Raw genomic sequence first — 18,039 nt, forward strand, 5'->3', positions numbered from 1 at the left:
AAGTCATAGTGGAACACAAAAGAATAAATTGAACTTGGTTTTGGAATTGGTTTGCTGAATAAATTTGGAAACTTAGTGAGTACTTTGTGAAACTTTACTTTTTTTAGGATAAAAATGGAAAAAGAAAAAATTACAGTAGCAAGTTTTTCTGGCAGTCTTCGTAAAGGGTCATATAATACAATGCTATTAAAATACATTCAAAAAGTGTCGCCACCATACATTAATTTTGAAATCATTGATATTTCTCAAATTCCTTTATATAATGAAGATGTTAGAATACAAGGCGAGCCTAGCCCAGTAAAAATTTTTAAGGAAAAATTAGGTTTGGCTGATGCATTAATAATCGCAACACCAGAATACAACTACTCATTTTCTGGGGTAACTAAGAATGCAATTGATTGGGCTTCACGACCTTTAGATACTTCTCCACTAAATGAGAAGCCGGTAGCTTTTGTAAGTGTAGGAGGACGATTTGGTGGTAGCCGTGCAGTTTATCATCTTCATCAAGTAGCAATTTTTACAAATATGTATCCACTTAATAAACCCGAACTACTAATTTCCAATGGTGCCGAAAGTTTTGACGAAAACGGCAATCCTATAGATTCAAAAATTGAAGAAAGAGTACTGAAATTGCTCGACGCTCTTTATGAATGGACCTTTAGGTTGAAGAAAAAATAGTATCCCTTTTTCAGAAAATTTTTTTTATAATTGAATAAATACTTCTACCCTCTATAAAATTAGCGATGGGGTTCGCTTAACATCCCACCTGAGCGGGATTAATAACTCCTACTTTTAATAAAAAATAAGCAAGGTTAATTTTTCTTTACAGTAAAAGCGAGATTTATATGAAAGCACTAATTTTATCAGATATTCACGCAAACTACCCTGCTCTTCAAGCTGTATTAAACTACGAACCCAAGTATGATTTACTTATTTTTCTTGGCGATGTGGTTGATTACGGCCCGCATCCCAAAGAATGTTTGACTTTTGTTAAGGAAAATGCAGATTATTACGTGCGCGGCAACCACGATAATGCACTTGGCTACAACGTTGATTGTAATTGCATGGGCTCATTTCGCCAATACTCAGTTGAAACAAGAAATTGGCATAGTACATTATTAAGTAAAGACGATATTGAATTCCTTAAATCTATGCCAGTCTTAGAAACTGCTCATATAGATGACAAAACATTTTTTCTTGCACACGCCTCACCAAAAGGCAACATATTCAAGTATTTAAACGAAGACGAAATTGAATCAGAAGTCAATAATATAATAGCAGAGTATATACTAGTAGGTCATACACACATCCAATATAAAAAAAAGATTGAGTACAATTTAGTGGTCAATCCAGGCAGTGTAGGTTTGGCTCGAGATGGTGGGCAAGCTTGCTACGCAATTTACGAAGATGGCAATATTTATCTAAAAAGAATTAACTACGATGTAGGGCAAACAATTAAAGATTTGTTTAAAAGCCCTCTTTCTCTTTCTACTAAAGAAGGATTAAAAAAGATATTGTTGCATAAACCATGAAAAAAATATTAAAAACAACCAACAAAGAGGAAGAAAAACATTTAAGCTATTTTAAACTGATTGAACTTTTCGAAGAAGACGGATGCCCAATTTGCAATGGTAATAAAAAAGAAGCTTATAACTATCTCGATAATCTTCTCTACGAAAACGTAAATGATAATAAAATTAGAAATCAGCTTAGAAGTTCATTGGGTTTTTGCAAAGAGCACTCACAATTGTTAATTCAAATTAATGACTCGCTTGGAACAGCAATTATATACAACGATTTACTTTCTTATTTCGGGAAAAAATTGACAGCAGACCATTTTAAGACATTTAAAAAGAAAGAAAAATGCCATGTATGCAAAATAGTTGAAGAAGAAACGTTAAATAACTTGCATTTGCTGATTAGTTATTCTGATGATAGTGAATTTAAAAATGCATTTGAAAAATCAAGTGGCTTATGTGCAGAACATTTAATTTCGTTGTTGTTTTTATGTAAGAATAAAGATTCTATGGAATATTTTATTCGCTTTCATAAAGAAAAAATTGAAATGATGAGGAAAAATCTTGAAGAACTCATCCGAAAGAACGATTATAGATTTCGAAAAGAAAAAATTACTGGGGAAGAAGGAAAATCGTGGATTAAAGCAGTGAACTTTTTAAACAATTGGTACTAAGATGGTTTTTTATTGCACAAACTGCTGGAAGGAAATTGATGAAAATACACAAATCTGTCCTTATTGTGGAGCCGACCAAGTTGAACTGGATAATGAAGATTTTGTGACAAAATTAATCCGTTCGTTAAACCATCCCGAACCAACAACACCAATATTAGTGGCAAATATATTGGCTGATATAAAGGCAGTTGAAGCTGTGCCCGCACTTTTAACAAAATTGAAAGTCGAAAAAGATCCTTTCATTATAGAAGCCTTAGTAAAAGCGCTTTTAACTCTTAATCCCCAAACGAAAAACGAAATAAAAAAATTAATTGAACCAAATATTCCAATAACAATAAAAGATATATTCGATAATTAAATGAACTTAAGAAGGTTTTTCAATCATCTTCGCCATTTAATTTGGTACCGACAAAACGTATAACAACTGCTTCCCCATTGTGGAGCTCTCCCTCGTTAAGCAAAATTGTCTCTTTGGTAAGAGTCTCAAAATCCATCTCAATAAAATCTTCAACCACATCTTCTAATGAATAAAGCATATCAATTTCTTTTGGTCCGCCTGAATTTTTATTTATTTGTTCAGTGTGAAAAGCCTCAAGAATAACTTTGCCTGATGGTTTTAAAGAAGCAATTAACTTTTTATGAAATTCTTTACGGTAGTCTGATGGTAAATGAACAAAAATTAAACCTACGGCATCGTAATAATTCTCAGATGGTTGAAAGCTCGTTAAGTCACTTATCGTGTAATTTATTTTCACACCGAATTCATCAGCTAATCTTAAAGCTTTTTTTCTGCCTTCCTCACTTTGGTCAACTGCATCAACTTCCCAACCCAGCGTGGCTGCATAAACAGCATTTCTTCCTTCGCCTTCGCCGGGTAAAAGTATTCTGCCGGGATGAATTTTTTCTAATTCATGTTTAAAAAAATCATTAGGACTTTTACCATAAATATACTCTTCCTTAGAGTACCTCTGGTTCCATAATTCTTTCATTAAATACCCTATAAAAAATAAAACATGTAATGAAAATCTAACTTAAAGACTGCAAAAAAAGAAATCGAAGTTCATAAAATTTTGTTTAACTTTATTAAAAATCATATTTGCCAAAAATAATTTTTTATATCCTCCCTACGTGATTTATTGATGAGAATTCACCACGTCTTGGTATGTTGGGATTATTTCTTTCTATAGAATAGATATTTTATCCCTAGTGGAACAAAAAGCCGCTTAGAATCATTATTTTAACATTATCATGAGGCTTCTAAAAAGTAAGATTTTTCCGCCAGAATACGGCGGACAAGTTAAAAAATAGAACACTGACAACACGGACCTGCCTGAGCAGTCAGGTTTTAACGGATGCTTCGCTAACTCAACACAGGTTTTCACAGCCTGCCTGCTGAACGAATTCATTCGGCAAGCAGGATTTAAAATTGAACAATTACTTTCCACAAGGCGGTGAATTCTCATTAGACAGCCCCCTACATTGGTTTAAGCATAATCAATGCTTTATTGTCCTATTAGGACAAAATATTTATAGAATAAAGAACAAAGAAACAGATTAAATCCCTTTAGGGACGAAATAAAAAATGTATTGGACAGATATGGATTTTTCAAGAAAAGATGGCTGGTAATAATGCATTACAATCTCTACCTCTCACAGATCTCCTTTAACTTTACAAGTGCTTTAGGCCAGGTTGATAAAAAGTATTCTTTAAATTCTTCGCTTAAGTCCATCTCAATCTTCAAAATTGTTTTGCCGTTTGTTTCTACGAAAGAATAATTTTCAAAGGCACCAGTCCAGGATTCAACTTCAGATCCTTCGGTAATAATTTTTTCTCCGTCTATAATCCCAATATGTTGAATTGATACAAATTTGTTTGGGATTATTTCAACAATTTTTGAAAGCATTCCACCTTTCTTTCCATTAGAATCAGTACCAATAAATTTGATCTCATCACCTTTGCCCCAACTGCCTTCAAAGGTAGAAGTCGGATTAAATTCTAATGTCCAATTTTCATAACTTATTTTGTTATCCAATCCCAACATAATGTTGTAAACAATTTTAGCTGGAGCATTTATCTCGATTTTGAATTCAACCTTTTGTAGCTTACTTGTTGACTCAGTATATTTTTTAAAATTATTTAAAATTGCCTGCCAGCCATCACGCTGTTGTTCAAGGGTGTGAGAGTCTTCAGCTTCAAATGTTTCTGTAACCAATACAGAATCTTTCTGTGAAATAAAATTTATTTCTACTTTTCTACTATCGCCAAGCGTGTAGGATATTTTTTTATGTTTTTCAACCTCATCATAAACACCTCCAAAATCAAAACCAAATGAACCATCTTTGGCCTCCATTCTCCAGGAAAATTTTCTACCAACTTCTAAATCATTTTGTGCACGAGGGCAGCACCAATCCTCAGATGCAAAATTCCATTTTGTGATGTGCTCGGGTTGTGTGTAGTAATTCCACACTTTTTCAATAGGTGCGTTTATTAATGCTTCAACTGTAATTTTTGTTTTATCACTCATTGCCAGCCTCGATTAATTTTTTGATATCAAACTTCACCATTCCGAAAATTGCATTCATTGTTTTGCTGGATTTTTTCGGATTACTGATTAATTCATTTAATATTTTTGGAACTACCTGCCACGATACACCAAATTTATCTTTCAGCCATCCGCACTGAACTTCTTTCCCGCCGTCTGTTAACTTATTCCAGTAATAATTAATTTCATCCTGGGTATCACAATAAATTATTAGTGACAAAGCATCGTTGAAATCAAAATTGTGAGTCATTTTCCCACCACTCAGTAAGTTAAGTAAGTAACCGTTTAACTTTACTTGTCCGAATAATAAATAATCTTTTTCGGGATATTCCATTAAAATTTTTGAGTCGGGAAAAATTGAGGTGTAATAAGTTATCGCTTCTTTAACCAACGAATATTTATCATTTACAAAAAGAAGTGTTGGGACAATTTTCTGCGGCGAGTTTATTGCTTCAATATCAAGCTGCCACGAAAGGCCAAATTTATCTTTAACCCAGGCATATTTTGGACTCCAGTCATATTTATCCAGAGGCATATTGATTGAGCCGCCTTCGGAAAGTTTATCATACAAAAAATTTATTCTCTCTTCTGTCTCGCAATAAACAAAAAGTGAAGCAGATTCATTCAGCTTAAAATCAGGTCCACCATTAAGAGCCAGAAAATTTTGTCCGTTTAATTCAAACTCAACAGTCATTACAGAACCTTCCGGTTTATGGTGATATTCAAATCCTTCTTTACCATAACGAATAATTCTGTCGACTTTTGAATTCTCAAATAACGAAGAGTAAAATTCAGCCGCTTCTTCTGCTTCATTATCAAGCCAGATGCATGGAGTGATGGAGTTGTTTTGTGTATTCATTAATGTATTTCCTTAAATTATTTTTAATGTTTGAAGTAAGGTACTGAATAATAAAATCAAATAATAAACTTAAAACTAACTAAAGTATAAGTTGTGTATTTTTTTAAGATTTGCGGAATATTTTATCTAAGCTCCAACCTTTTGCAAGTTCATCAACAAGTTTATCTAAGTATCTTATTTTTTGAGTTAATGGATTTTTTTTTCTTCGACACGAATGCCACATATTACACCTTTAATCAAATGCGCATTAGGATTTAATTTCGCATCCTTAAAAAATTGTTCGAATGTTACTTTCTTTTCAATCAACTTTTGAAGTTTTTTTTCCTCGTAACCAGTGAGCCACCTTATAATTTGATGCAGCTCTTCTTTTGTTCTGCCTTTCTTCTGAACTTTAGCAACATAGTGAGGATATACAGAAGCAAAAGTTAATTTAGCAATGCGTTCATCTTGTGTGTAAGTTGTTTTCATAAATCACTTTTTTGTAGATGGTCTCCGATGTGGACAACCAGGCCAGCAACAGGATTGTCGTTTTCCCTCATTCAACCACTTTTATAAATTATTTTATCATTATTTTGATAGTAATACTATAATTCTTTTGTACAGTGCCCACAAACTTTTGCTTCTTTTGGCACCCATAGTTTGCAATGAGGACACTGTTTACCTGCTGTTAATGCGGCTAAAAATCCAATTGGACCAAATATCAGGCCCAAGAAAAACCAGACAACAGGTGACCCGCCTCTTTTTTCCGCAATAACAACACAACCAATTGTTGAAATTATTGAAATAATTCCCCAATACTGAATAGGTGTTAATATTTCCATTTTTCCTCCTTATTTTATTAAAGGCTTAGTAACTTTGCTGCTAAGTTGCAGCTCTGAGCAACAATACCGATTATTTGTAGTAATTTTTTATTATTAGAAAATTTTCTAGAATAAAATAAACTGAAATAGTAACTATGTTTTGTAAACTAACTCGATAATAAAAAAGATACCACAATAAAAACAGCTTGCGGGGCGGTCAATGTTGACCCTCTGTTTGGGCTCCTTTATCTTGTTATTTCAATTCCAAGTGACAGCATATAGCGTAAATAAATAGTTGAAGCAACATCATTACTGTAACCGTAACCATGACTATAACTTTTTCCATAAATGTTATCTAATGGAATTATGTAATTAATATTCAATGCTATACTTTTAGTTACATAATTGCCTAAACGAAAAAATACTGTCGGCTTAAAAAATTCGGCGTCATTATAATTATGACCTCCTTCTTGAGCTAAAACTATCTTACCAACAAAACCAAAATTTAAAAACCATAATTCATAAACATATTTTTGGAAATTAAATCCCAATAGCAATCCAGAATAATATTTATCCCCCAAAATTACTCCAGGGGTAATATTAAAAAAATATTTTTTCCCTAAATCAATCTTGATATTATACATGAATGAAAATGCGAATGATGGTCTGTAAGAAGTTTCTGCAGGAAGTTCGACTCCCATATAATCCCATGAACGTGTAACAATTTTTGGAAAAACCAAAACACCTTCAATCCCCAAACTATTTCTTGACGTTTGGCTAAAATTGTCGGTAACAAAAAAAAAGAACTAAAAGTAATAATAAATTCATTCTATTCATTTTAGAAACCCAGCTATTACTTATACAGCACATAATATTTAACCAAGGAACTATATCCTGCGTGCAACTGCAGGGCCGCAGTCCATCATTCTTATTATTTTGCTTTCCTTCAAAAGACACAATTAAAAATAATGTCTACACATCTATATTCTTAGTAGTAATTTTTATGTAAATGACGTCGCTGAGTGAAAGTAGCTTAGGCTTGGCGTTAGTCTCTTTGAAGGTCATTAACTATTCCCCTTAGACCCAAACATTTTCATTTGAAGTTAGCTGATTATAAAAATAATGTCAATAAAAAAATTTTGCTTTGGAGATAGGTACTGATTATACGCTCAAAAGAATATTGTGTATAAATTACAGCGATACTGAATTGAATATGATGTTCTAAAATTTATAGTTCCTACTTGCTGCGGGCGAGAAGATTTAGAATGAGTGTTTAATTCTTATACTGTTTGTCGGGGTTAAACATACACAGTGCACTTTGTTGTATTCTTCAATATCGTTCTAAAGCGGGTCAATTGTTTGTACAATGTTTTTCTTTATCTATATATTTATTTTTATTTTTTGTTAGAATTACGTGAGAATCAACTTGAAAAATAAAACGAGATTTTTATTTATTATAGAGCTGCTGCTAATATATGCTTGCAGCAAAGACCTCCCCGTAATTGATAGCTGGGATGATAATTCTTATAACCTCGTAAGCCAAAACAATCAGCCTGTAAAATTTCCAGATATACTTAAAGGAAAAATCAGCGTTGTGGGATACATCTATACAAACTGTCCAAGTATTTGTCCACTTACTACAAACAACATGCGGTTGATACAAAAGAAAGTTAAAGAAGATGGCATCGATAATGTTGAGTTTATAACTATCAGCTTTGACCCAGAGAATGATACTCCAGCGGCATTAAGGGATTATGCTCGCCTTCGTAAGCTAAATCTTTCTAACTGGATTTTTTTAACCGGCAGTAAAAGCACTATCGATTCATTAATAAAAGAAGTTGGAGTGTTTGCAATCAAAAGCGATTCCACAGTACTTCAGAACGGTAAAAAGATTTATAATTTTGTTCATACTGATAGGATTTCTCTTGTTGATAAAAACGGGAGAATCAGAAAAAACTATCAAGGAAGCAAAATAAATATAAGTGAAATAGTTGACGATATTAAATCACTATCCAATTAAAAATCTACAAACTAAACAAGGAACAGTTGCATGAAAAAATTAATCTTTGTAGTAATAATATTTTTTATTGTTTCTTGTCAAAATAAAAATGACAATAAACAAGAAGTGGTAAATCAAAAAGTTGATATAAAAAACCAATGGATAAGTCCCTCTACAGCTAAAGCTAATTCAGCAATGTTCTTTCAAGTAATAAATAATACCAACCAAGCAGATACATTATACGGCGTAAAGTGCAGTATTGATGAAGTTTCAATGATACATGAAACATTTACTAACGACGATGGGACCACTGGAATGAGACATGTAATGTTCATAGAAATTCCACCAAATTCTAAAATCGAATTTAAACCCGGCGGCTTGCACGTAATGCTGATGAACTTAAAGTCGGATTTAAACGAAAACGACACGGTAGATGTAACACTTCAATTTAAGAAGTCGGGCGACATAAACATAAAAGTCCCTGTTAAAGAAATTTATTAAAATCACCAAAGTGCTTGTAAAATAATTCATCGAAGCTGTATATTTACATAAAACATTGAAAGGAAATTTATGAGAAAAAAATTCCTCCTTTTTTCTCTCCTCATCACTTCACAATTTTTTGCTCAAGAAACTTTTCCCATTAATGGAGTGCAAAATAAAAACCACAACTACTACGGTTTTACAAATGCAACGATATTTGTGGATTATAAAACAAAACTCGAAAATGCCACATTACTTATACAAGATGGTAAAGTAGTTGATGTTGGAAGTAACATTAACATTCCAAAGGGTACAGTGATTTACGATTTGAAAGGAAAGTTTATCTATCCTGCTTTAATAGATATTTACTCTAATTACGGTGAGCCTTTAGTACATAAAGAAGCTCAACAAGGAATTAGAAAACCTCAGATTGAACGAACAACAAAAGGAGCTTTCGGTTGGAACCAAGCAATTAGGCCAGAAGTTAATGCCGAAGAAACTTTTGCAGTTGATAAAAAATCAGCAGAGGAACTGAGAAAACTTGGCTTTGGTTCGGTGCTGACTTCTCAAATGGATGGTATTGCAAGAGGTACTGCAGCATTTGTTTGCTTAGGTGACCAGTTAGAAAATGAGATGGTTGTTCTAGGTAAATCAGCAGCTTTATATTCATTCGATAAAGGGAGTTCAAAACAAGATTACCCAAGTTCTTTAATGGGTGCAATTGCTCTGCTACGACAAAGTTATCTTGATGCTCAATGGTATAAGCAATCTAAAGATAAAACCGAATTTAATATTTCGTTGGAAGCGTGGAATGATATACAATCCCTACCTCAAATTTTTGAAGTTAATGACTGGCAATCAGCATTAAGAGCAGATAAAATAGGTGATGAGTTTAATGTTCAATATATAATTAAAGGCAGTGGAGATGAGTATCAAAGAATTGATGAAATTAAAAAAACAAATGCACAATTTATCATTCCAGTTAATTTCCCCGAAGCTTACGATGTAGAAGACCCGTACAATGCTGTGCTTGTTTCTTTAGCACAAATGAAACACTGGGAATTGGCACCTCTTAACCCTGCTACCCTCGAAAAAAACTCCATTGAATTTTCACTAACAGCATATGGACTTAAAAACAAAAACAATTTTTGGAAAAATCTAAGAAAAGCAATTGAATATGGTCTTTCAGAGCAAACAGCTCTTAAAGCACTTACTTTTAATCCAGCTAAAATGCTTGGCTTGGAAAACCAAATTGGAAGTTTAAAAAAAGGAATGATAGCTAACTTTATTATCACATCTGCAAACCTGTTCGACCCTAAAAATATTATTTATGAAAATTGGATTAAAGGAATACCGTACCATATAGCAGATTATGATTTGGTTGATATTAGAGGAGTTTATGATTTGAAAGTTGGCAGTAGAAATTATAAACTTTCTATTGAAGGTGATATAAATAAGCCTAAGGCTACTGTTACCTATGATACTATGAAAATTGCTGCAGTATTGAATATAATGCGTAGACTTATTTCACTAAGCTTTGATGATAAGAAAACAACCGGTGTTACAAGACTCAGCGGAATAATAACTGAAAATCCTCTCCAAATAAAAGGAAATGGACAACTTGGCAGTGGCGATTGGGTAGAATGGAAAGCTGTTTTTATATCACCAATAAAATTAGAAGAAAAAAAATCCAAAGAAAAAAAACCGCTGCAGCTTGGCGATATAATTTATCCGTTTCAAGCTTACGGCAAAAAACAAGTACCAGAAAAACCAAAAGATATGTTGATTAAAAATGCTACTGTATGGACGTGCGAAAACGAAGGCATTCTTAAAAACACAGATGTCTATTTGAAAGATGGTAAAATTTATAAGATAGGAAAAAGCCTTTCGCCGGAGAAAAATGACGTTGAAATTATTGATGCAACTGGAATGCATTTAACACCTGGCATTATAGATGAACACTCGCACATAGCTATATCTGGTGGTGTTAATGAAGGAACACAAGCCTCTAGTGCCGAAGTTAGAATTGGTGACGTAATCAACAGCGAAGATATAAACATTTACCGCGCACTTGCGGGCGGTGTAGTTGCAGCACAGCTTCTTCATGGCTCTGCAAATCCAATTGGCGGTCAATCCGGCATTGTTAAACTTCGCTGGGGGAAAACACCAGATGAAATGAAAATTAAAAACGCATCCCCCTTTATAAAATTTGCACTCGGCGAAAATGTTAAACAAAGTAACTGGGGCGATTTTATGAGAGAACGCTTTCCCCAAACAAGAATGGGCGTTGAACAAGTTTACGTTGACTATTTTACTCGTGCAAGAGAATACGAAAACAAATGGAAAGAATATAATTCACTCTCAGCTTCTGAAAAAACTAAGGCTTCTCCACCACGACGTGACCTTGAACTTGAAGCCATTGACGAAATTCTAAATAAAAAAAGGTTCATTACTTGCCATTCCTACGTTCAGTCAGAAATTAATATGCTGATGAAAGTTGCTGATAGATTTGGATTTAATGTTAACACTTTTACTCATATACTTGAAGGATATAAAGTTGCAGATAAAATGAAAGCACACGGTGCTGGCGGCAGCACTTTTTCCGATTGGTGGGATTATAAGTTTGAAGTCTACGAAGCAATTCCTTACAACGCCGCAATTATGCACGACGTTGGCGTCATAGTTGCAATTAATTCAGATGATCCTGAAATGGGACGAAGATTAAATCAAGAAGCCGGCAAAACAGTTAAATACGGCGGCGTTCCCGAAGAAGAAGCATTAAAGTTTGTTACAATCAATCCTGCTAAACTACTTCATCTTGATAATAGAATAGGTAGTATAAAAGTAGGCAAAGACGCTGATGTTGTTCTTTGGACTAACAACCCGCTTTCAATTTATGCTAGAGTGATAAAAACAATTATAGATGGAATCTGTTACTTTGACGCTAAAGAAAGTGAAAATATGACTAAAGAAATACAAAAAGAAAGAGCCAGATTAATTAGTAAAATGATAGAAGAGAAAAAAAGCGGTGAGCCAGTCCAAAAACCAGAAAAGAAAGATCAAATCATTTATCAGTGCGACACTATTGTTGATAACTACATGAATGAACTGTAAAAATTAATTTCAAACAAATTTGGTTAATCTATCATGAAAACAATAAAAATTATTTTACTTGTTACTTTTGTTCTGTTAGTTCAGAAAATTTACTCTCAAAGGCCAGTCCCTGCACAACCCGAATCAAAAAGCATCTTACTTGTAGGTGGAACAGCACACATTGGCGATGGAACAGTAATAACAAATTCTCTTATTGGCTTTGATAAAGGGAAAATTACACTTGTCGCAAACGCTGATAAAGAAAGCATAGATAAATCAAAGTTTGATAAAGTTATTGATGTAACAGGTAAACAAGTTTATCCAGGCTTTATACTGCCTAACACAACACTCGGCTTGGTAGAAATTGAAGCTGTAAGAGCAACGCAAGATTATTCAGAAGTCGGGTCGCTCAATCCAAATGTCAGGTCATTAATTGCTTATAATACAGATTCAAAAGTAATTCCTACCGTCCGAGATAATGGTGTATTGATTGCTCAGGTAACGCCTCGTTCTGGAATTATCTCTGGAAGTTCATCAATATTTAATTTGGATGGGTGGAATTGGGAAGATGCTGTTTTGAAAGCCGATGATGGCATTCATCTAAACTGGTCTAATATTACAGTTTTAACTGGTGGGCGTACTGGTAATCCCGAATTAAAAAAGAATGACAAGTATGATGAGTACGTTAACACAGTTAAAAAGTTTTTTGCAGATGCAAAAGCTTATAGTGAGGCAAAAGAACATAAAGAAAAAAATCTGAAATTTGAGGCAATGAGAGGCCTGTTTGATGGTTCAAAAAATCTATATATACATGAAGACAATGTAAGAGAAATTCAAGAAGCTGTTAACATTGCAAAAGAAACAGGCGTTAAAAAAATTGTTCTTGTTGGCGGTGCAGATGCTTGGATGATTACTGATTTTTTAAAAGAAAATAATATTCCTGTTATTGTTAAAAGAGACCACTCGCTTCCACCTTATCCTGAAAGTGATGTTTATTTGCCCTATAAATTACCTTACCTGCTTGTAAAAGCTGGCTTACTTGTTGCACTTGATATGTCGGGAAGTATGGAAGCAATGAACGGAAGAAACTTACCATTTTTGGCTGGTACGGCAGCAGCCTATGGTTTAACAAAAGAAGAGGCTTTAAAAACAATTACTTCTAACACTGCAAAAATTTTAGGCATTGACGATAAAGTAGGAACACTTGAGATTGGTAAGGATGCTACCTTGTTTATATCTACTGGTGACGCACTTGATATGAAAACTAACAATGTAGAAATGGCTTTTATTCAAGGGAAAGCGCTCGATTTAAGGAATGAACAGAAAGAGTTATATATTAGATATATGCACAAATATGGATTGATGTAATTAATTACTTTTGCAGAGAATTTGAATTGAAATTTGCTATTAAATCTTTCCCTTTTTGTAGAGCAATTGTGTTTTAATTCTTTGTAATTGCCGCTCTATTATTAAGTCCGCAAGTTTAAACGGAATATTTTCCTTATCCTTTGAGTACAAGATTTCCCTAGTTTTATTTTCATCCACATCGATTCTGTATAATGTAGTTAAAAAGCGGTCGAAGTTTGAACTCATCAACAGCTTTATTCTTTTTGCAAGATAATTCTTAATATCGCCTAAATTTGTTTCAGTCACTGAAAAATTAATTTCAAGCGAAAAGTCCTTTGCTATCTTTTCAACTAAATTATTTTTTATTTCCTTTTCATCCATATTTTACGTGTAATTAATTTAAATATGCCGATAACACTTTTAGAATGACAATAAAAGAAAAGTATCAGAAAGATTATATTTTCAGTGATTAATCAAAAATTTTTCAATGGCAAAAAGGCTTTTTAAGTTGTGAAAATTTTGCTCCTTCAAGATTAGCAAGTTTAAAGCAGATGTTTATATAGTCAATCGAAAGTTTGCATTGATTATATAGTATGTTCATAGATCATGCTAATTTTGTTTAAGCCATTTTATTACTTCTGACCAAGAAGGTTTTTTGCCGGTTCTTAAAATTCCAACACGATAGATTTTACCGGCTATAGGAAAGATTGCAAAAAAGGTAAGGATATTAACTACAATAGTAAATATTAATTCCCATAGAGGCACCTCAACAATTGTCATTCTGGCTGGCATTACAATAATATTTGCTAATGGGAAAAATGAAGCTGCATTGCCTATTGCGCTATTTGGATTTTGGATAAGGGAAAATGCAATGAAAAATGGAATAATAATAAGCAGCATTACAGGCCAAAGGCCCGATTGTGCGTCTTGTGAATTATCAAATATAGCTCCTACTGCAGCAAAAAGTCCTAGAAAAATTAATAGACCAAAAAAGAAATTTATAAGTAAGTAAACAATCTGAACAGCAGAGACGTTAATTTTAACCTCTGGCGGTAAAGCAAAAATTGTAGTGGACGCAACTACTACTACAGGTGAAAGCCAAATAAGCATCTGCAGTGCACCTGTTGCAGCAGAACCAAGTATTTTGCCGGTCATTAATTCTTTTGAACTAACTGATGAGAGAATTACTTCTACTATCTTACTTGATTTTTCTTCAATTACTGATTGTAAAATCATTTGACCCATCATAAGTAAACTCATATAAAGAAGAAAAGTAAATAAATAAGAAAGCACAAGATTGCCATAACCTTCTTCTTCAAAACCGCTTTTTTTAGATACCTTAAACCCAGCAAAATCAACCGACTGTCTGGCAAAGTTCAACTCTTCTTGTGAGAGCTGTTTATTGTCAAAATAAGTATCGATGAGTACTTTATTAATGTAACCGCTCAATTTTTCAGAAAGTTTTATATTGTGTGGCGATTTCGAGTAATACTCAACCTTTTTATCTTTGAGGGCTGAAGTAGGTATATAGATAGCGCCGGTTATTTTTTCATCCAAAAGTTTTTGCTTGTTTTGAGTTAAAAAATCATTCAATTGTGATTTATCCATTGTGTAAAAACTAAAAGTATAATTTTCTTTTACCAAGTCGGAATTTAAAAGGTCGTTTTGCATTCGCTGAGTTAAATCTTCAGATTCAGTAATTATATACAAATTAAATTTGGTTGACTGCTCATTATACAAATAAGCTTGAATGCCAATAATGCCGAACATAAACACGGGGAGTAAAATCGTCATGAATATAAATCCTTTCGATATTACTCTTTCTTTAACTTCTCTTTTGAAAACAGCGTAGACTCGTTTATTAAACATTTTTAACCTCGTTTTGGTTATCGCTGCCAGCTAATTCAATAAAAATTTCATAAAGAGAGATATCATTTGCGTTAAATTGTTTAATCATTACATTGTTATCTACAAGCAGTTTTAGAAGCTGTTGAGTATACTTTGGATCTTTCACTCTAATACCAGTTGTATTCCCAAAATTATTTATTTTTTCAATTATTGGATTGTTTTGTAGAAAAGAAATATCACCCTCATAAGTTAGGCTAACATTTTTTTGTGCAAATTTTGCCTTCAGTTCGCTTAAAGAACCTTTCATAATAATTTTACCGCGGTCTATCATTGCTACGTGGTCACACATTTTTTCGGCGTAGTCTATTAAATGAGTGGAAAGAATTATCACTTTGCCTTTTTGTTTCATCTCAAGTATAATTTCTTTTAAAAGATTAGTATTAATTGGGTCTAAGCCTGCAAAAGGTTCGTCTAAAATTACAAAGTCGGGGTCATGTAATACCGTTATAATAAATTGAATTTTTTGTTGATTTCCTTTAGAGAGGTCCTCTATTTTGCTTAATCGTCTATCGTAAAGGTCAAATTTTTTTAAATAATCTACAGCTTTTCTTTCGATTTCCCTTCCAGTTTTTCCTTTAATTTCAGCAAAATACAAAAGTGTGTCGAGCACTTTCATTTTTTTATATAACCCGCGTTCTTCCGGCAGGTAGCCAACTCTGCTTTTAAATTCATGATTAACTTTTACACCTTGCAGGGTAACTTCACCGCTATCGGGAAGATAGATGTTCATCATCATTCTAATTGTTGTAGTTTTACCTGCTCCGTTTCTTCCAATTAAACCAAAAATGCTGCCTTCAGGCACTTCGAAAGAAACATTGTCAACTGCAAGAATTTTATCGAATTTTTTGGTAAGGTTTTTAACTTCTAACGCTATCATTTATTTCACTTTTTTTATTTCGTTTTTTACAGAGTTTTACCATTAAAAATAAATAAAAAAGAGTTGAGTAGTAAAATATTTTCAACAAAGACTTTATATCTCAATTATTATTATTTATTAATACTTAGCACCATGGAAGTTTGTCCAAATCCACATTACCGCCCGACAAAATTAATCCAATTTTTTTGTTTTCAAATTTTTCTTTGTTTTCCAAAAGGACAGCCAATGTAACTGCTGCAGATGGTTCAACAATTATTTTCATTCTTTCCCATATCATTCTCATTGATTTAACAATTGAGTCTTCTTCAACTGTAATAATTTCGCTGACATATTTTTTAATAATACTAAAAGTTAACTCTCCGAGCTGAGTTAATAATCCATCAGCAATTGTCTTAGGATTTATAGAGGGATAAATTTTATTGTCACGGATTGAACGGAACGCATCATCTGCACCCTTAGGTTCAGCACCTATTACTTTTGTAGAGGGTGAAAAAAAATATGTTGACAGTGCTGTGCCGCTTAGCAAGCCACCGCCACCAACAGGCGCTATAATAAAATCCAAATCATTAATTTCTTCAAAAACTTCTTTTGCTGCGCTTGCCTGTCCGGCTACAATTCTTGCATCATTATATGGATGAATGAAATAAGCACCTGTTTGCTCAACAACCTTTTTTAATGTTTCCTCCCTTGATTGCAATGTTGGCTCGCATAGAATCACCTCAGCACCGTAGCCGCGTACGGCATTTTGTTTTATTTGTGGTGCTGTATGTGGCATTACAATGTAAGCTTTTGTGTTTCTAAGCTTAGCTGCAAGTGATACTGCAGCGGCATGATTTCCTGAGGAATGAGTAGCTACTCCTTTTAATAGTTCATTTTCAGAAAGAGACAAAATTACATTGCTTGCCCCTCTCATTTTAAATGCACCTACACGCTGTAGATTTTCGCATTTGAAAAATAAATAACCGCCAAAAATTTCATTGAATGATGATGATGTAAAAACTGGCGTACGATGAATGAATTTTTTTATTCTTTCGTGTGCCCGCTCAATTTCTTGTTTTGAGGGAATATTTTGCATTTTACAAATCAACTTATTGAAAAATTAGGTCGAAATATACTAACGAGGTGAGGTATATAAAAATTTTTAATAAACACTGTTAACTAAATAATAATGTTATCTGCAGTCTTAATTTTTACGGAATATTAATTTTAGATTTTATTCTTTTCCGAATACTCTAAAATCAATTGACTTTCTGTTTTACTCAGGTAAAAAAATAATAATACTACAGTTTAACCGCATTCCAGAAAAAATCAACATGCTGCTCAACTAATTTTTTTACTTCAGATATAGAGGATTCGTTACTTACCATTAATTCGGATCTTATTAAAAAAAGCGGCGCAATAAATTCATCAGCTAAAATTTCGGGGTCTATTTTTTTGATGATACCTTGTTTAACCATCTCTCCAAGAATTATTTTGCATAATGACCTAAGTTCGAATAACAAGCCGTTAACAGAAATTTCAAGTCCAGAAATTTTACTGAACTGCTCCATCAAAAGTAACCTCATAAATTTCCTTTCTTCGGGTTCATTCCATAAATCAATCAATTTGTTTGAAAAGGCAACTAAAAATTTTTGGGGAATTTCTAACTCTTTTAGTAGTTCATCACTAAATATTTTTTTGCTTAAGCTTGATGATTTGTACTTATCAATAATTGAAAGAAAAATTTCCTCTTTGGATTTAAAGTGGTTATAAATTGCGCTTTCGCGCAAGCCAACTTGTTTTGAAATATCTCTTATAGAAGTGCCAGAGTAACCTGATACAGAAAATAAGTCCAAAGCAACTTCAAGTATTTTTTCCTTAGTATTTTTTAATTTTGACATAAAATAGATTAATGAACGTTCGTTAATATAACTTTTTTAATGTTTAAAAGACAAGCAATGTG

At 33.0% G+C, this 18,039-nt stretch carries 18 protein-coding genes and 1 pseudogene; 8 read left to right on the forward strand and 11 right to left on the reverse strand.

Annotated features, from left to right (window positions below):
* Positions 1-114: 114 nt before the first annotated feature.
* The 4 genes from ABRY23_10265 (at position 115) to ABRY23_10280 (ending at position 2,549) form a co-directional block, all read left to right on the forward strand.
* Entirely contained in the window at positions 115-678 is a 564-nt protein-coding gene (locus tag ABRY23_10265; protein MFA3783435.1) for an NADPH-dependent FMN reductase, read from the forward strand.
* Positions 679-845: 167 nt separating this feature from the next.
* On the forward strand, positions 846-1,532 hold the full coding sequence (locus ABRY23_10270; GenBank protein ID MFA3783436.1) for a metallophosphoesterase: 687 nt from the start codon (positions 846-848) through the stop codon (positions 1,530-1,532).
* The gene (locus tag ABRY23_10275; GenBank protein ID MFA3783437.1) at positions 1,529-2,191 is read left to right on the forward strand and encodes a DUF6062 family protein; all 663 of its coding nucleotides are present in this window, start codon (positions 1,529-1,531) and stop codon (positions 2,189-2,191) included. Before ABRY23_10270 ends, ABRY23_10275 begins: the two co-directional genes overlap by 4 nt.
* A gap of 1 nt (position 2,192) precedes the next feature.
* The gene (locus ABRY23_10280; protein MFA3783438.1) at positions 2,193-2,549 is read left to right on the forward strand and encodes a zinc-ribbon domain-containing protein; all 357 of its coding nucleotides are present in this window, start codon (positions 2,193-2,195) and stop codon (positions 2,547-2,549) included.
* 19 nt (positions 2,550-2,568) lie between these two features.
* On the opposite strand, the gene ABRY23_10285 is transcribed toward ABRY23_10280, so the two are convergent.
* The 6 genes and pseudogenes from ABRY23_10285 to ABRY23_10310 form a co-directional block, all read right to left on the reverse strand.
* Positions 2,569-3,180, reverse strand: coding sequence for a class I SAM-dependent methyltransferase (locus ABRY23_10285; protein MFA3783439.1), 612 nt, complete (start codon positions 3,178-3,180; stop codon positions 2,569-2,571).
* Positions 3,181-3,834: 654 nt separating this feature from the next.
* Complete coding sequence (locus ABRY23_10290; protein MFA3783440.1) at positions 3,835-4,716, reverse strand: SRPBCC domain-containing protein; 882 nt, start codon at positions 4,714-4,716, stop codon at positions 3,835-3,837.
* Positions 4,709-5,593: a VOC family protein gene (locus tag ABRY23_10295; protein MFA3783441.1), complete on the reverse strand. Its 885-nt coding sequence runs from the start codon at positions 5,591-5,593 to the stop codon at positions 4,709-4,711. Before ABRY23_10295 ends, ABRY23_10290 begins: the two co-directional genes overlap by 8 nt.
* Positions 5,594-5,696: 103 nt before the next feature.
* A pseudogene (locus tag ABRY23_10300) lies at positions 5,697-6,061 on the reverse strand (DUF2200 domain-containing protein).
* A gap of 116 nt (positions 6,062-6,177) precedes the next feature.
* Entirely contained in the window at positions 6,178-6,414 is a 237-nt protein-coding gene (locus tag ABRY23_10305) for a hypothetical protein (protein ID MFA3783442.1), read from the reverse strand.
* Between the two features lie 224 nt (positions 6,415-6,638).
* Positions 6,639-7,133: a hypothetical protein gene (locus ABRY23_10310; GenBank protein MFA3783443.1), complete on the reverse strand. Its 495-nt coding sequence runs from the start codon at positions 7,131-7,133 to the stop codon at positions 6,639-6,641.
* Positions 7,134-7,819: 686 nt separating this feature from the next.
* On the opposite strand from ABRY23_10310, the gene ABRY23_10315 reads away from it, so the two are divergent.
* From ABRY23_10315 to ABRY23_10330, 4 genes are all read left to right on the forward strand, one after another.
* Positions 7,820-8,413 (forward strand): SCO family protein, encoded by a 594-nt coding sequence (locus tag ABRY23_10315; protein ID MFA3783444.1) that lies wholly within the window; start codon positions 7,820-7,822, stop codon positions 8,411-8,413.
* A 30-nt stretch (positions 8,414-8,443) separates the two neighbouring features.
* Positions 8,444-8,893, forward strand: coding sequence for a copper chaperone PCu(A)C (locus ABRY23_10320; GenBank protein ID MFA3783445.1), 450 nt, complete (start codon positions 8,444-8,446; stop codon positions 8,891-8,893).
* A 69-nt stretch (positions 8,894-8,962) separates the two neighbouring features.
* Positions 8,963-11,986: an amidohydrolase family protein gene (locus tag ABRY23_10325; GenBank protein MFA3783446.1), complete on the forward strand. Its 3,024-nt coding sequence runs from the start codon at positions 8,963-8,965 to the stop codon at positions 11,984-11,986.
* Positions 11,987-12,019: 33 nt separating this feature from the next.
* On the forward strand, positions 12,020-13,333 hold the full coding sequence (locus ABRY23_10330) for an amidohydrolase family protein (GenBank protein ID MFA3783447.1): 1,314 nt from the start codon (positions 12,020-12,022) through the stop codon (positions 13,331-13,333).
* Positions 13,334-13,372: 39 nt separating this feature from the next.
* Here the strand turns inward: ABRY23_10330 and ABRY23_10335 are convergent, their stop codons facing one another.
* The 5 genes from ABRY23_10335 to ABRY23_10355 form a co-directional block, all read right to left on the reverse strand.
* Entirely contained in the window at positions 13,373-13,693 is a 321-nt protein-coding gene (locus ABRY23_10335) for a hypothetical protein (protein ID MFA3783448.1), read from the reverse strand.
* Between the two features lie 228 nt (positions 13,694-13,921).
* Positions 13,922-15,181, reverse strand: a complete 1,260-nt coding sequence (locus tag ABRY23_10340; GenBank protein MFA3783449.1) for an ABC transporter permease — start codon at positions 15,179-15,181, stop codon at positions 13,922-13,924.
* A complete protein-coding gene (locus tag ABRY23_10345; GenBank protein MFA3783450.1) occupies positions 15,174-16,097 on the reverse strand; it encodes an ABC transporter ATP-binding protein in 924 nt (307 codons plus the stop codon). Before ABRY23_10345 ends, ABRY23_10340 begins: the two co-directional genes overlap by 8 nt.
* Before the next feature lie 124 nt (positions 16,098-16,221).
* Positions 16,222-17,172 (reverse strand): threonine/serine dehydratase, encoded by a 951-nt coding sequence (locus ABRY23_10350; GenBank protein ID MFA3783451.1) that lies wholly within the window; start codon positions 17,170-17,172, stop codon positions 16,222-16,224.
* A gap of 205 nt (positions 17,173-17,377) precedes the next feature.
* On the reverse strand, positions 17,378-17,977 hold the full coding sequence (locus tag ABRY23_10355; protein ID MFA3783452.1) for a TetR/AcrR family transcriptional regulator: 600 nt from the start codon (positions 17,975-17,977) through the stop codon (positions 17,378-17,380).
* Between the last annotated feature and the right edge of the window lie 62 nt (positions 17,978-18,039).

The sequence above is a fragment of the Melioribacteraceae bacterium 4301-Me genome (assembly GCA_041538185.1).
Lineage (GTDB): Bacteria > Bacteroidota > Ignavibacteria > Ignavibacteriales > Melioribacteraceae > Pyranulibacter > Pyranulibacter aquaticus.